Origin of the sequence: Nonomuraea turcica, assembly GCF_030718205.1 — a bacterium.
Classification (GTDB): domain Bacteria; phylum Actinomycetota; class Actinomycetes; order Streptosporangiales; family Streptosporangiaceae; genus Nonomuraea.
The window spans coordinates 358,854-371,609 of record NZ_JAUZQF010000003.1; the positions used below are offsets into that span (position 1 = coordinate 358,854).

The 12,756-nt window shown below is 69.6% G+C and carries 13 protein-coding genes and 1 riboswitch; of the genes, 8 read left to right on the top strand and 5 right to left on the bottom strand.

Annotation, left to right across the window (positions count from 1 at the left end; genetic code table 11):
- Positions 1 to 11 precede the first annotated feature (11 nt).
- Positions 12 to 1,424 carry a pectinesterase family protein gene (locus Q9G87_RS10470; RefSeq protein ID WP_305916059.1) on the bottom strand — a complete coding sequence of 471 codons (1,413 nt, stop codon included), beginning with the start codon at positions 1,422 to 1,424 and terminating at the stop codon, positions 12 to 14.
- A 293-nt stretch (positions 1,425 to 1,717) separates the two neighbouring features.
- Here Q9G87_RS10470 and Q9G87_RS10475 point away from each other — a divergent pair, with 293 nt between their 5' ends.
- On the top strand, positions 1,718 to 3,529 hold the full coding sequence (locus Q9G87_RS10475) for a pectinesterase family protein (protein WP_305916060.1): 1,812 nt from the start codon (positions 1,718 to 1,720) through the stop codon (positions 3,527 to 3,529).
- A 21-nt stretch (positions 3,530 to 3,550) separates the two neighbouring features.
- On the opposite strand, the gene Q9G87_RS10480 is transcribed toward Q9G87_RS10475, so the two are convergent.
- The gene (locus tag Q9G87_RS10480) at positions 3,551 to 5,248 is read right to left on the bottom strand and encodes a glycosyl hydrolase family 28-related protein (protein ID WP_305916061.1); all 1,698 of its coding nucleotides are present in this window, start codon (positions 5,246 to 5,248) and stop codon (positions 3,551 to 3,553) included.
- Between the two features lie 194 nt (positions 5,249 to 5,442).
- A complete protein-coding gene (locus tag Q9G87_RS10485; protein WP_305916062.1) occupies positions 5,443 to 5,856 on the bottom strand; it encodes a hypothetical protein in 414 nt (137 codons plus the stop codon).
- A gap of 394 nt (positions 5,857 to 6,250) precedes the next feature.
- Here Q9G87_RS10485 and Q9G87_RS10490 point away from each other — a divergent pair, with 394 nt between their 5' ends.
- Both Q9G87_RS10490 and Q9G87_RS10495 read left to right on the top strand, forming a co-directional pair.
- Positions 6,251 to 6,862, top strand: a complete 612-nt coding sequence (locus Q9G87_RS10490; protein ID WP_305916063.1) for a hypothetical protein — start codon at positions 6,251 to 6,253, stop codon at positions 6,860 to 6,862.
- 22 nt (positions 6,863 to 6,884) lie between these two features.
- A complete protein-coding gene (locus Q9G87_RS10495; RefSeq protein ID WP_305916064.1) occupies positions 6,885 to 7,286 on the top strand; it encodes a hypothetical protein in 402 nt (133 codons plus the stop codon).
- Between the two features lie 70 nt (positions 7,287 to 7,356).
- On the opposite strand, the gene Q9G87_RS10500 is transcribed toward Q9G87_RS10495, so the two are convergent.
- Entirely contained in the window at positions 7,357 to 8,007 is a 651-nt protein-coding gene (locus Q9G87_RS10500) for a response regulator (protein ID WP_305916065.1), read from the bottom strand.
- Between the two features lie 75 nt (positions 8,008 to 8,082).
- On the opposite strand from Q9G87_RS10500, the gene Q9G87_RS10505 reads away from it, so the two are divergent.
- Positions 8,083 to 8,454: a hypothetical protein gene (locus Q9G87_RS10505; protein ID WP_305916066.1), complete on the top strand. Its 372-nt coding sequence runs from the start codon at positions 8,083 to 8,085 to the stop codon at positions 8,452 to 8,454.
- A 24-nt stretch (positions 8,455 to 8,478) separates the two neighbouring features.
- On the opposite strand, the gene Q9G87_RS10510 is transcribed toward Q9G87_RS10505, so the two are convergent.
- On the bottom strand, positions 8,479 to 8,823 hold the full coding sequence (locus tag Q9G87_RS10510; RefSeq protein ID WP_305916067.1) for a winged helix-turn-helix transcriptional regulator: 345 nt from the start codon (positions 8,821 to 8,823) through the stop codon (positions 8,479 to 8,481).
- A gap of 97 nt (positions 8,824 to 8,920) precedes the next feature.
- On the opposite strand from Q9G87_RS10510, the gene Q9G87_RS10515 reads away from it, so the two are divergent.
- From Q9G87_RS10515 to Q9G87_RS10530, 4 genes are all read left to right on the top strand, one after another.
- Positions 8,921 to 10,024 (top strand): NAD(P)/FAD-dependent oxidoreductase, encoded by a 1,104-nt coding sequence (locus tag Q9G87_RS10515; RefSeq protein WP_305916068.1) that lies wholly within the window; start codon positions 8,921 to 8,923, stop codon positions 10,022 to 10,024.
- A gap of 232 nt (positions 10,025 to 10,256) precedes the next feature.
- Positions 10,257 to 10,401, top strand: a riboswitch (cyclic di-AMP (ydaO/yuaA leader).
- Between the two features lie 13 nt (positions 10,402 to 10,414).
- The gene (locus Q9G87_RS10520) at positions 10,415 to 11,083 is read left to right on the top strand and encodes a CHAP domain-containing protein (protein WP_305916069.1); all 669 of its coding nucleotides are present in this window, start codon (positions 10,415 to 10,417) and stop codon (positions 11,081 to 11,083) included.
- Positions 11,084 to 11,258: 175 nt separating this feature from the next.
- Positions 11,259 to 11,843 carry a redoxin domain-containing protein gene (locus Q9G87_RS10525; protein WP_305916070.1) on the top strand — a complete coding sequence of 195 codons (585 nt, stop codon included), beginning with the start codon at positions 11,259 to 11,261 and terminating at the stop codon, positions 11,841 to 11,843.
- A 30-nt stretch (positions 11,844 to 11,873) separates the two neighbouring features.
- Complete coding sequence (locus tag Q9G87_RS10530) at positions 11,874 to 12,746, top strand: cytochrome c biogenesis CcdA family protein (protein WP_305916071.1); 873 nt, start codon at positions 11,874 to 11,876, stop codon at positions 12,744 to 12,746.
- Positions 12,747 to 12,756 lie beyond the last annotated feature (10 nt).

Consider the following 12,756-nt stretch of genomic DNA (forward strand, 5'->3'; position numbering starts at 1 on the left):
TCCGGAGATGGTCAGCCGATGGGGTTCCAGCCGTCGGACCCGGCGAGGTACTTCTGCGGGGTGTAGTTCGCGGCCTGGGTGTCGCTGAGCTGGGGCCGGTTGGCGTTCGTCCCGGCTCCCGCCCCGGTGTTCCTGTATTCGAAGAAGCGGGCGTTCCTCCAGGAGTTGGCGGACATGTCGGTCCACGGTTGAGCGGTGTTGATGAGGGATCCGAGCGTGGACTCCCGGTAGAGCACCTGGGCGTCGGGGCGCCACGGGCGGCCCAGGCTGGTGGTGCCGGCCGAGGCCGCCCCGCTGATCCTGGACTTGTAGAACAGGAAGCCGTAGGTCTTGGCGGCGTCCGTGCTCGCCGCGGTCAGCGGACCGCCGGTGCTGCGCTTTTCGTAGATGTCGCAGGAGTCGAAGACGATGGTGCCGCCGCCGAAGATGAAGTCGACGGTGCCCTCCACGTACGAGTTCGACACGTAGGCCCGGGCGGAGTTGTTGACCAGGAACGTGTCCTGGTCGCCGAGCAGGCGCACGTTGGACAGGCGGGCGCGGTCGGCGTTCAGGTTGAGCGCCACGGCCTGATGACCGGAGACGGCCGGGTCCTCGTTGAAGTCGTTGGAGATCGTCAGGTTCGTGGCGACGAAGTCGTGGCCGTCGACGAACGCGGTCGCGCTGCCGGATGTCCCGTATTCGCCCGCATGGTGGTTGTTAACGATAACAGTCTGGGTCGCCGAGGAGCCGAGACCCTGCAGCGTGACGTACGGCTTGGTCGACGGAACCCGGACGATCTCCCGGTACGTCCCGGGTGCGATGGTGATCGTGACCCGGCTCGCGTTCCCTGACGGCACGGCGTCGACCGCGGCCTGGACCGTCCGGTACGTGCCGGAGCCGTCGGCCGCGACCGTGGGCTTGGACGCAGGGGCGAACAACCATTGTTTGTTGGTGTTGGCGGTGCAGGTCTCCTGGATGATCGCGGCTCCTGAGGCGGTGGAGGCGCCCTGGTCGCTCATGCACAGCCCGGTGGCGGCGCTGACGACCTGGTAGGTACCGGTGCCTGAGGCGACGAAGCGCCACAGCTGGTTGCTCTTGGTGCCGTCACCGCACCCCCACTGCTGCAGCCGCAGCCCGGAGGTGGCCGACCCGTTCGGCACATCGACGCATCGGCCGCTGTTCACATTGCGGATCGTGTAGACCCCCGACCCCGCGGAGACGACCGTGAACTGCTGCCAGGCGGCACCCGAGCACCCCCACTGCTGCAACAACGCGCCGTTGTCCAGCGAGCCGCTGACCACATCCAGGCACATGCCGCTCTTGGTCACCTTGAGCTGGTAGACCCCGCCCGGCACGGGCACATCCGCCTGCGCCGCAGGTGGGGCCAGTCCCCAGGCGATCACTGTCAGCAGGGCGACGCCTGCCGCGTGCTTGCGCACGAACATCTCATGTGCTCCTTCCTCGTAGCCACTGAGGAAGAAGCACATGTAAGAGATCTGTCAACTGAACCACCGCGATCGGGCCGGAAAACCATGGTCGCGGATGAAACTTTCATGCGAACGCCTTGGTGGGCCGCCCGGCGTGCGCTGCCGGCCTTTTCGCTGCTCAGCCGCGAAAATTTCGAAATTGCGGGGATTCTGCCTGCTAGCAGGGCTCGGGGGCGTTTTCATGCCGTTGACGTTGCGTTCGGGCTAACGCAACGTTTCCTCCGACCGCACCCCCCAGCCGGAGGCACCTGATGAAACGCCCCACCCTGCTCGTCGTGCTCGCGGTGGCGCTGACGGCGGCCGTCCCGTCCCCCGCGACGGCGGACACGCCATGGTCAGGACGCGCCGACGGGTTCGCCGGGCTGAGCGCCCTCGGCGTGGACGGCACCACAGGTGGCGCCGCCGGCCCCACCGTGACCGTGGACAACCAGGCCGATCTGGAACGGTACGCCACGGCGGCGGAGCCGTACGTGATCAAGGTGAGGGGCCCGATCAGGTTGGAGCCCTACGGCAAGGAGATCGCGGTCGCCTCCGACAAGAGCATCGTCGGCGAGGGCGCGGGCGCCGAGATCGTACAGGGCGGGTTCTTCCTCAACCAGGTGCACAACGTCATCATCCGCAACCTGACCATCCGCGACTCCTACGTCGCCGGCGACTGGGACGGCAAGAGCAAGGACTACGACGGCGTCCAGATGGACGGCGCCCACCACGTGTGGATCGACCACAACCACTTCACCAGGACCGGCGACGGCCTGCTCGACATCCGCAAGGACAGCGACTACGTCACCGTCTCCTGGAACGTGTTCAGCGACCACAACAAGGCCGTGGGCGTCGGCTGGACCCCGAACGTGGTGACCAAGGTGACCATGCACCACAACTGGATCCGCGGCACCCATCAGCGCAACGCCAGCATCGACAACACCCTGGCCGCGCACTGGTACAACAACTACGTCCAGGACACCGCGATGTACGGGACCATGATCCGCGGCAGCGGCAAGCTGGTCGTCGAGAACAGCTATTACCGGTCGGTGCCCGACCCGATCGTGGCCAAGGACCCCGCCTCCCAGGTGGTCCAGCGCGGCAACGTGTTCGACGGCAGCGAGGGCCGCACCGACAACGTGGGCGCGGCCTTCGATCCATCCGCCTACTACGCCTACACGCTCGACCCCGCCGACCGGGTGCCCGCCATCGTCGGCCGCGGCGCCGGTCCGCTCGGCGGAGAGCGGCCCGCGCCGCAGCGGATCATCGTCGCGCTCGACGGCACCGGCGACTTCGGCAGCGTGCAGGCGGCCGTCGGCGCGGCCCCCCGGGGCGCGGTGATCACGGTCAAGCCGGGCGTCTACCGCGAGATGGTCCGGGTGTGGGCGGGTCGCAGGGACCTCACGATCAAGGGTGCGACCGGCGACCCCGACGACGTGGTCATCACCTACGAGCTGCCCGCGAACGGGCAGAAGTTCTACGGCGGCACGTGGGGACCGGCCGGCAGCGCCACCTTCGGCGTGCTCGGCAACGACATCACGGTCGAGGGCGTCACGCTGCGCAACGCCTACGACGAGTCCCTCGCCGCCGGCCCGGCGCCCGCCGTGCAGACGGCTGGTGACCGGATCACCTTCAAGGGCACCCGCTTCCTCGGCAACGAGGGCACCTACCAGGCGGACGGCCGGGCCTACCTGCGGGACTGCTACGTGGAGGGCGACGTGGACATCGTCCGCGGCCCGGGCACGGCCGTCCTGGACCGCTGCGTGATCAAGTCGCTCGGCGCCGGGACCGTGGCCGCGGGCGGCTCCGTCCTCATCGCCGGCAGCCGGCTGGAAGGCGACGTGGCGAAGGCCGTCGCCCTGGGACGGTCCGGTGACGGCGCTCAGGTCGTCGTCCGCGACTCCTGGCTGGGCACGCACGTCAAGGACGATCCGTGGGAGGGCGAGGGCCGCTTCGCCGAATACCGCAACACCGGCCCCGGCGCGGCCGTCACGGCGGACCGGCCGCAGCTCACCGACGACGAGGCACGCGCATACACGGTCCGGACCTTCCTGCGGAACTGGACTCTTCCGTCCGGGACCTGACCGGACCGTGCTGTCGTCCTTCTAGTCGTTTTCCGGCGTGCGGTGACGCTGGGCGGCGTACAGGTCGGTGACGCGGGGACGTGAGCCCTGCTCGACCAGGAGGTTCTCCAGGTCGCCGGTGAAGTCCGGAGGCAGTTCGCTTGCGGTGCCGTTGGTGCCCTGGACACCCACCGTCACGCTACGGGGCGCGACGTCGGCGATCGTCACGGCGTACGCGCTGCCGCTCGTGACCCGGACGTTCCAATGCGCGATCCGCGCCCCGAACAGCGGCCCGGACGCCGCCGAGCCGCCGACGCGGCCGTTGTTCACCAGGGTGATGTCGGTCCGGGCGTTCTCGAACGGGAGCGCCCGGTGGGTGTCGAAGGTGCCCTCGGCCATCCGGCCCCGCCGCCACACGTTGCCCGACGACAGACCCTCCACATTGAGTCCGTGGTGGACGGCGCCGGACGGCACCGGGACGGTGAACGCCTCGATCTCGAAGTCGTCGACGAGGTTGTCGTGCGACTGCATCCGGCAGGCGAAGCTGTGGTGGGCGGCCCGGCCGCCCACGGCGACTCGGGAGAGCGTGGTCGACTTGGCGTAGGTGAAGCCGAAGCCGAGGTCGCAGTTCTCCACGCGGACATCGCTCGCCCAGCAGTCGTGCACGGCCTGGAAGCACACCCCGTTCGAGCCGGGGTGTTTGTTGTGCGCGGTCATCGCGACCGGTTCGTTGCGGATGGTGAGCTGCTCGACGCCGCTGTCGTGCACGGTCGGGCCGAGCGCGCGCAGCCGGGCCGGCCAGCCGGGGCGCAGGTCGTACTTGAGCGGCTGGGCCAGGAGGATGAGGCGGTCGCCGAGGATCGCCTCGATGCGGACGGGCCACTGGAGGGAGGCGTACTGGATGTATTGCCCGCCGGAGCCGGTGACGAGCTGCGGCGCTCTGCGCGGCCAGTCGTACGATCGGGCGCCGGGCACCTCCCCGGCCAGATGCGTCAGCAGGCTCGCGTCCGGCGGGTTGGCGCACTCGAGCATCACCATGTCGCCCGCACGCAGCCCTCCGGTGCCGGAGACCAGGAGCGTGCGCTGGCCGCGAGAGGCGGCGCCGACCTCCGCGAGGGTGTCGCCGAGCAGCCAGCCCTCGGTGCCGGCGAAGTCCTCGGCCTCCGAACGGGCCCGCCGCTCGGCCGCCATGAACCACACCTGCCCGCCGGTCCACGACCAGCGGCTGTTGCCATTGGACTGCCGGGCCGGCCGGTAGCCGTCGTCCAGCGTCCGGGTGAAGTGCAGCACGGTGGCCGCACGCCCGGCGCCGCGCAGGACGACGTTGGACCAGTGCACGAAAACCGGCGATGACAGCAGGCAGGTGCCGCGGGGCACCAGCACCACGCCGCCGCCCCGTTCCCCGGCCGCGCGCAGCGCCGCGTTGAAGGCCGGGGCGCAATCCGTCGTCCCGTCCGCGCGAGCGCCGTGGTCGGTCACCCTGGTCACCACGTCCGGCCGCGGCGGACGGGCTCCGAGACGGTAACCGGCGCGGGAGATGTCGGGAATCAGCGGGTGGGATCCGGGCGCCTGCGCCCACTGGTCCAGCAGGGCGGCCGACGCCGCATCCGCGGGCCGGCCCGACGCTCGGGCGGGTCGGGCCGCCGCCACGGCTCCGCTCGCGAGCGCGGGCGCGGCGATGGCCGCCGCCGCGCCGCCGACGAGCGTCCGGCGGCTCAGCTTGGCAAGGTCCTGACGCATGGTGCTCCTCGGGGGGTCGAGCACTCCACTCAAAGGTGGGATCTTTTGATGGTGATCCCACAGAATGTCAGGACTGTCAACCGGCTAAGACCGGGAACGACTTTTACATGAAACGTGGCGACGTCCGCGATACGTCGGACGTGTCTTCGTTCCGGTGGCCAGGGGCCGAGGAGGATCGGCCCCTGGCTCACTGGTCATGAGTAGTACTCGTAGTGGACGTTGGTCTTGGTCTTGGTGTTGAAGTCGATCCCGCCGTCGAGGTAGCGGGTCCACAGCCGGGCGAGTTTCGCCGACCGTACGGTGCACCCGGCCCACCGGACTGCCTTGGGACGGATGCTGCCGACGTAGTCGTAGCAGGCTCCGACCTTGGTGCCGTTGACCCAGAGCCGGGCGTTCAGGCTGACGTCATAGAGCCTTGTGCGGGAGACGTTCTTGATCCGCACCTTGATGCGGCAGGTGTCCTCGCATTTACCGAAGTAGATCTTGTAGTCGAGCAGATGCGGACGAGCCGTCGTCCCCGTCTCGGACGCCGAGGCCGCCGCCGGCGTCGCGAGGATCCCGGTCGCGACGGTAGCCGCTAAGAGCACGCCGACAAGACGCTTGGTCATGTTTCCCCCATGGCCATGAACCGCCGCTTCCCCCGTTGAAAGCGGCACACCCTTCCTGATTAACCATCAGGAAAGTGCACAGGTCAACATTTATTGGCGTATATCCCGCGAGTCCCGGCCGTTGAGGATGCCGAGGAACCGCGCTCGAATGTGCCCGCTCCGTCGCCCGGGGTAAAGCGCGCTCCAACAGCCAAGGCCCCGGAACGGCGGGCCAAGCGGCGGGGAAAGAGGCGGTCGCGACGCCCGATACGGGCCACTGGTTCGGAAGCGATCGGCCAAGAATCTTTGGATCGTCCGATGCGGGGTGGCTCGCGTCTCGAAGGCCTCCACGACCTTACTTTCTGTCGTGGCTCTTATCCCTATGTGATCGAGAGGAACTTCCATGCTTCGTGGCATGCTCGCGACCGGTCTCACGCTGGCCGCTACCAGTCTCGTCATGGCCGTCGGCCCAGCCGCTCAGGCCGACCCCAGGGCCCCGTACGCGCGAGCCCTGGCGACCGTCGACGCCGGCGGCACGCTCATCAGCGGCAGGAACGTCATCAGGTCATGGCGGGCCGGCCTCGGGCGGTACTGCGTCCAGGTCTCCCACCGGGTGGACGTGAACGACGCGCAGCTGCAGGTCTCCTCCCGCCAGGCGCTGCGGCTCGCCCACGTCGTCTACGGGAGCACGTCGCCGGTCTACAGGAACGATTCGCCGGTCTACAGGAACGATTCACCGGTCTACAGGAACACTTCGGCGGACCAAAGGCACGATTCGGCCGAATACAGGAACGATTCGGCGGTCTACCGGAACCCAGGTCACCGGAACGGGTCGCCGGTCTACCGGAACCCGGGCCACCGCAACGGGTGGGGCAACAAGCACGGATGGCCGGGCCACCGGAACCCGTCGCCGGTCTACGGCAGCCCGTGGGCGACCTGCGGCCAGCACAACACCGTCTCCGTCAACGTCTACAACCCCAGCACCGGCCATCTCGCCGACGGCGGCTTCGATCTCGTCGTCTCCTGACCAGCACCGAAAGGACACCGATATGAAGACCATCCAGCGCATCTCCGCACTCGCGCTCGCCGCTACCGCCATCCTGGCGCCGGCCCCCGCCCTCGCGCACACCCCGGACGGCCACCCCCACGGCTTCCCCCAGGCCTCGGCCATGGTGGCGGCGGACGGGTCGATCATGAGGAGCAGGAACATCGCCGATGTCTGGCGAGCGTACCCGGGAACCTACTGTGTCGTCGTGGAGCCCGGCGTCGACCTGGACGGTGCGGAGGAGCTCTATGCCCGGGCCGTGGGCCGACACTGGTCCCCGCGTTCGCTGTCCGTGCAGCGCGGGTCCCGTGCGTGCGGCGGTGACTGGCACGACACCATCGCCGTCCGCAGCCACGGCGGCTACGGATACGCGGCCGACACCGCGTTCTACGTGAGAATCTCCTGAGATTCTCCGCTGCCGCCTCGACTCCCGGCCGGTCGATTCGTACCAGCCGGGAGCCGAGGCGTGTCCGGGCTCAGCCGCCCGGCTGGATCAGGCCCGACTCGTACGCCGCTATGACCGCCTGCACCCGATCCCGGACCGCCAGCTTGGCGAACACGTTGCTGACGTGGGTCTTCACCGTGTGCTCGCTGACGACGAACGCCGCGGCGATCTCCGCGTTCGACAGGCCGCGACCGAGCAACATCAGCGTCTCCCGCTCCCGGGTGGTGAGGAGGTCGAGCCCGACGGGTCGTCTCCTGGGCCGCTTGGACACCATGTCGTCGATCAGCCGCCGGGTCACGGCCGGTGCGAGCAGCGACTCCCCGGCGGCCACCACCCGGACGGCATGCACCAGGTCGTCCCTGCGCACGTCCTTCAGCAGAAAGCCGCTCGCCCCGGCGTGGAGCGCGTCGTAGACGTAGTCGTCCTGGTCGAAAGTGGTCAGCATCAGCACGCGCGTGTCCGTCTCCGCGCACACGACCCGGGCGGCGTCGATGCCGTCCATGTGCGGCATCCGGATGTCGAGGAGGAGCACCTGGGGCCGGTGCGCGCGTACCGCGTTGATCGCCGCGAGGCCGTCGCCCGCTTCGGCGACCACGGAGATGTCCGGCTGCGTGTCCAGGATCAGCGCGAATCCGCTGCGGACCAGTTCCTGATCGTCGGCGACCACCACGTTGATCGTCATCGGGCCACCTCCGCGTGCCCGCGCGGGAGCCGTACCGAGACCTGGAAACCCCGGCCCGAAGGCGCGGGCCCGAACGTGGCGTCCCCGCCGCACGCCGCCGCCCGCTCCCTGATGCCGATCAGCCCTTGGCCGCCCGCGTCGGCGGGCCCCGGGCCGTGGCCGTCATCGGTGACGGTGACCCTGCTGCCCGCCTTCTACACCGTCGTGCCGACGTTCTTCTACATCGGCCTGGTCGTGCTCGTCGCCCTGCAGGCCGCCGCCGGGCGCATCGGCTGGTGGAGCCCGGCGCTCGTCGTGCTCGGCGTCGGTGTCGTGGTCGCCAGCAAGGATCTCCTCCCGCTCAGCGCCCTGCTCAACCTCGCGGGCCTGGCCCCGCTGGCCCGGCGGCCCGGGCATGGTGGCCCGCCGGCGAGCACGCCGGTCATCGCCCGGAACACGAACCGCTGACGCCCGCATCGCATCAGAGGAGACTCACTCCTCAGGCAGGTGCTCCTGTGCCCATCGGGCGATCTCGTCCAGTGCCGGCATGAGGGCCCTGCCGCCGTCTGTCAGCTCGTAGGAGACGCTGACGGGCGGCCCCGCCTCGACGGCGCGGGCGATGAGCCCCATCTTGGTCAGCTCGGAGAGCCGGTCGGACAGCACCGAGTCGCTGACCTGGCCGATGGCCCGGGAGATCTCGCGGAAGCCCGCCGGGCCCGGGCGCAGGACGCCGAGCACGACGCCGCTCCAGCGCTTGCCGAGCACGGCGAAGGCACGCGTCAGGGCGGCGTCGCCGCGCGCGCACTCTTCCACTTCATGCCTGGAGACCGTCGCCATAGCCCCTTAAGACTAGCAGATTCGGTGTCACTTTGATTTTCGAAGTACATATGAATAACCTAGCGACACCTCCAAACCTAGTGAAGAGAGAACTGGCATGACTGAGAGCGCTGGTGCACGCCCCACGGTGGCGGTCCTGGGCGGTGGGTACGGCGGCCACAAGGTGGCCAAGCTGCTCGACGACGTCGCCGACGTGACGCTCGTCGATCCCTCCGACTCCTTTACGCACAACGTGGCCGCACTGCGGGCGCTGGTGGCGCCGGAGTGGCTGGAGCGGATCTTCCTGCCCTACGGGCGGCTGCTGACGCGCGGCCGGTTCCTGCGGGACCGCGCCGTCGCGGTGGACGGGCGGCAGGTCACGCTCGCCTCGGGCGCCCGCCTGGAGCCGGACTACCTGGTGCTGGCCACCGGCTCGGCGTATCCGTTCCCCGCCAAGATCAACGATTCGGCCGCCGAGACCGCCAAGGCCAGGATCCGCGAGGCGCACGACGCGCTGGCCGGCGCGCAGCGGGTGCTGCTCGTCGGCGCCGGTCCCGTCGGCCTCGAGCTCGCCGGAGAGATCAAGGCGGCCTTCCCCGGCAAGCACGTCACGATCGCGGACGTCGCGCCCGACATCCTGGCCGGACCCTTCGACCAGGCGCTGCGCGAGGAGCTACGCGTGCAGCTGGACAAGCTCGGGGTGGAGCTCAAGCTGGGCAGCCCGCTCCGGGAGCTGCCTGAGGTCGCGCCGGCCACGGCCGCGCCCGTCGCGGTCGCCACGGATGCCGGCGAGAAGCTCACGGCCGACATCTGGTTCCGCTGCTTCGGCGTCACGCTGCACACCGATTACCTGCGCGGCTCGCTCGCCGCGGCCCGCGACGCCGCCGGGCACGTGCGGGTGGATGAGTACCTGCGGGTGCGGGGGCAGGAGCACGTCTACGCCATCGGCGACATCGCCGACGCCGACCGGAACATGGCGGCCTTCGCCAGTGTGCAGGGCGAGTTGCTCGCCAAGAACATCCGTGCGCACATCACCGGGGACGGCGAGCCGGCCCCGTACGAGCCGCAACCGGCCATGATCCTCGTCCCGCTCGGGCCGGAGGGCGGCGCGGGCCAGCTGCCCGGCCACGACGGCATCGTGGGATCCGAGGTCACCGCCGAGATCAAGGGCCGCGCCATGCTGGTCGAGCGGAGCGCGGCCTCCTTCGACGCGCACGCGTGAAAGCGCTCTGACAAACCCCGGCGATGGGTGGGAGTAGGTAAAGAATTTCGCCCCGATCGCCTATCTCATAGGGCATTCTGTTGCCTGCTCCCCATCGGGGTTTGCATCTTTCTATGCCGTTCGCTTACGTTAGAGGACTCAGGGCGTACGCCTGGCAACATTTCATGCCGCGTGACGCTCTCCGTATTGCCGAGACCGCGTCTCACCAGCACGGACATTCGAGTCCGTGACTATGACGCGGCCGCCGAATTCGCAATCTGCGGAACCGGGGACCCACTTCATCTGGGGTGAATCGGCGCGCTCGACACGAGCGCCCCGTAGGGCACTTCCACGCCCGAACCCGTCAGCTAACCCGGTAGGCGGCATGGAAGCTAGGAGCATCTTTCACCCATGGCCAAGAACGTCTTCGCTCGTGCCCTGACGTCCGCAAGCCTCTCCCTGGTCGCCGCCGGGATGACCGCGACGGTCGTCGCCGGATCCCCGGCCTTCGCCGCCGACCAGCAGTCCACGCAACCCGCGCGGTCCAACCTGCCCGCCTCCCAGGCCATCCCGCAAAAGGGCGCCGGCCAGGTGAGCGCCGACACCGTACTGAAGATCGCCGAGTCGCAGATCGGCGTGAGCGAGAACGCCGCCGGCGGCGGCACCCCGTTCCACAGCTGGTACATGTCCTCCCCGCGGGCAGCCGAGACCGTCGCCCGCGACGGCGGCAGCCTGCAGGCCTACGCCAACGCCCCCTGGTGCGCCATGTTCATCTCCTGGGTCGGCGAGCAGGCCGGCGCCCGCCCCACCATGGGCTGGGACGCCTACACCGTCAGCTACGCCAAGTGGTTCCAGGCCAACAAGCACTGGGGCACCGAGGCCAAGCCCGGCGCCGTCGTCTTCTACGACTGGAACGGCCAGGGCACCGACGGCATCGACCACGTCGGCATGGTCAAGAAGGACAACGGCGACGGCACCATCACCGCGATCGAGGGCAACACCGGCAACGGCAAGGTCGAGCAGCGCATCCGGCCCAAGGCCCACGTCGTGGGCTACGGCTACCCCGAGTACAAGGCCTGACCCCAAGGCAGGTCGCCAGACTCCTTGCCAGTGCGATGGTCAAGGGTGGACGGGTGGTGCAGGACAGGGTCCTGCACCACCCGTCGCATGTGTGCCTGCCTATCAGAGCGCACAAGATCGGCGTTGTCATCGGCTCGTAAGATTCGGGCCCGCGGCCTGGGCCTATCCTCACGACGTGGGCAGAATTCGTGTGATGGCCGTCCTTGCGGCGGCGGGGTTGTTGATCGCCGGGTGCGGCGGGGCCGCTGAGACGGTCCGGGGTGATGCGCCCGTGTCGGCGACCGTGGCGCCGGCCACCCCGGCTCCCGCGTCCACGGCATCTGGCACGCCCGGTGCGTCCGGTGACGCGCGGGTTCCCGACGCCTTGAAGTTCACCGCCACCACACTGGGCGGGCAGACCTTCGACGGTGCGAGCCTGGCGGGCAAGCCGATCGTGTTCTGGTTCTGGGCGCCGTGGTGTCCCAAGTGCCAGTCGGAGGCGCCGGCCGTCAAGGCGGCTGCCAAGAAGTACGCCGACGTCTCGTTCGTGGGGGTCGCCGGCCTGGACAGCGAGGCGGCGATGAAGGACTTCGTCCGGCGTACCGGGACCGGCGACCTCGTCCACCTGTCGGATGAGAAGGGCGTGGTGTGGACCCGGCTCGGGATCACCCAGCAGTCCACGTTCGTGTTCATGAAACCGGACGGAACAACCGCGAAAGCCTCCGGCCCGCTCGACTCCGATGAGCTCGATAGCCTTGTCGCCAAGCTGCTCGCCGCCTGACGCCGGGCCGCGGCCGAGCCGGAGCCGGCCGTGATCGGTGACGTGCCGTTGGCGCTGGCCCTGGCCGCGGGCCTGGTGGCGGCGTTCAATCCCTGCGGGTTCGCGCTGCTGCCCGCGTACCTGACCATGCTCGTGGCCGACGACGACACCCGCCCGGCGGGCGGTGTGTCGTCGCGTGGGCCGGTGGCGCGCGCTCTGCTGCTCGGGGCAGCCATGACCGCGGGATTCGTCACGGTTTTCGGGGTGTTCGGGCTGGTGGTGACCCCACTGGCGGTGTCGGTGGGCCGATACCTGCCGTGGGTGACGATCCTCATCGGCCTGGCCCTGACCGGGCTCGGTCTGTGGTTGCTGAGCGGGCGGGAGCTGCTGATCCGCACGCCCCGGCTGGCCACCGGCCGTCCCATCGCCTCGCTGCCCTCGCTGTACGGATACGGCCTGAGCTACGCCGTGGCGTCGCTGTCGTGCACCATCGGCCCGTTCCTCGCGGTGACCTCCGCCTCGCTGGCCGCCGGCGGAATACTGGGCGGCCTGATGGTCTTCGTCGCCTACGCGATCGGCATGGGCTTGGTGGTCTCCGCGCTGTCGCTGGCGGTGGCGCTGGCCCGCTCGGCCGTGGTCGCCCGTACCCGGGCCGTGCTGCCGTACGTGTCGCGCATCAGCGGCGGACTGCTGATCCCGGCCGGCCTGTACGTCGCCTACTACGGCTGGTACGAGCTGCGCGTCTTCGCGGGCGCCTCCTCCCGCGACGCGATCGTCGACGCCGCGACCGCCGTGCAGGGCGCCCTCGCGCGGTGGCTGGAATCCCTCGGCGTGGCCTGGGTCGCCGTCATCCTCGCGGTGCTCGGCGCAGCCGCTCTGGCCGCTCGCCTGGCACGGCGCAGCGCGCGCCGCTCCGAAGACTGAAGCGTTCGCC

Coding starts and splice junctions, on each gene's coding strand:
- Q9G87_RS10490 (WP_305916063.1), top strand. CDS start 6,251: ATGCTCGCGACCGGTCTCACGCTGGCCGCTACCAGTCTCGTCATGGCC.
- Q9G87_RS10515 (WP_305916068.1), top strand. CDS start 8,921: ATGACTGAGAGCGCTGGTGCACGCCCCACGGTGGCGGTCCTGGGCGGT.
- Q9G87_RS10510 (WP_305916067.1), bottom strand. CDS start 8,823: ATGGCGACGGTCTCCAGGCATGAAGTGGAAGAGTGCGCGCGCGGCGAC.
- Q9G87_RS10485 (WP_305916062.1), bottom strand. CDS start 5,856: ATGACCAAGCGTCTTGTCGGCGTGCTCTTAGCGGCTACCGTCGCGACC.
- Q9G87_RS10495 (WP_305916064.1), top strand. CDS start 6,885: ATGAAGACCATCCAGCGCATCTCCGCACTCGCGCTCGCCGCTACCGCC.
- Q9G87_RS10470 (WP_305916059.1), bottom strand. CDS start 1,424: ATGTTCGTGCGCAAGCACGCGGCAGGCGTCGCCCTGCTGACAGTGATC.
- Q9G87_RS10520 (WP_305916069.1), top strand. CDS start 10,415: ATGGCCAAGAACGTCTTCGCTCGTGCCCTGACGTCCGCAAGCCTCTCC.
- Q9G87_RS10475 (WP_305916060.1), top strand. CDS start 1,718: ATGAAACGCCCCACCCTGCTCGTCGTGCTCGCGGTGGCGCTGACGGCG.
- Q9G87_RS10500 (WP_305916065.1), bottom strand. CDS start 8,007: ATGACGATCAACGTGGTGGTCGCCGACGATCAGGAACTGGTCCGCAGC.
- Q9G87_RS10480 (WP_305916061.1), bottom strand. CDS start 5,248: ATGCGTCAGGACCTTGCCAAGCTGAGCCGCCGGACGCTCGTCGGCGGC.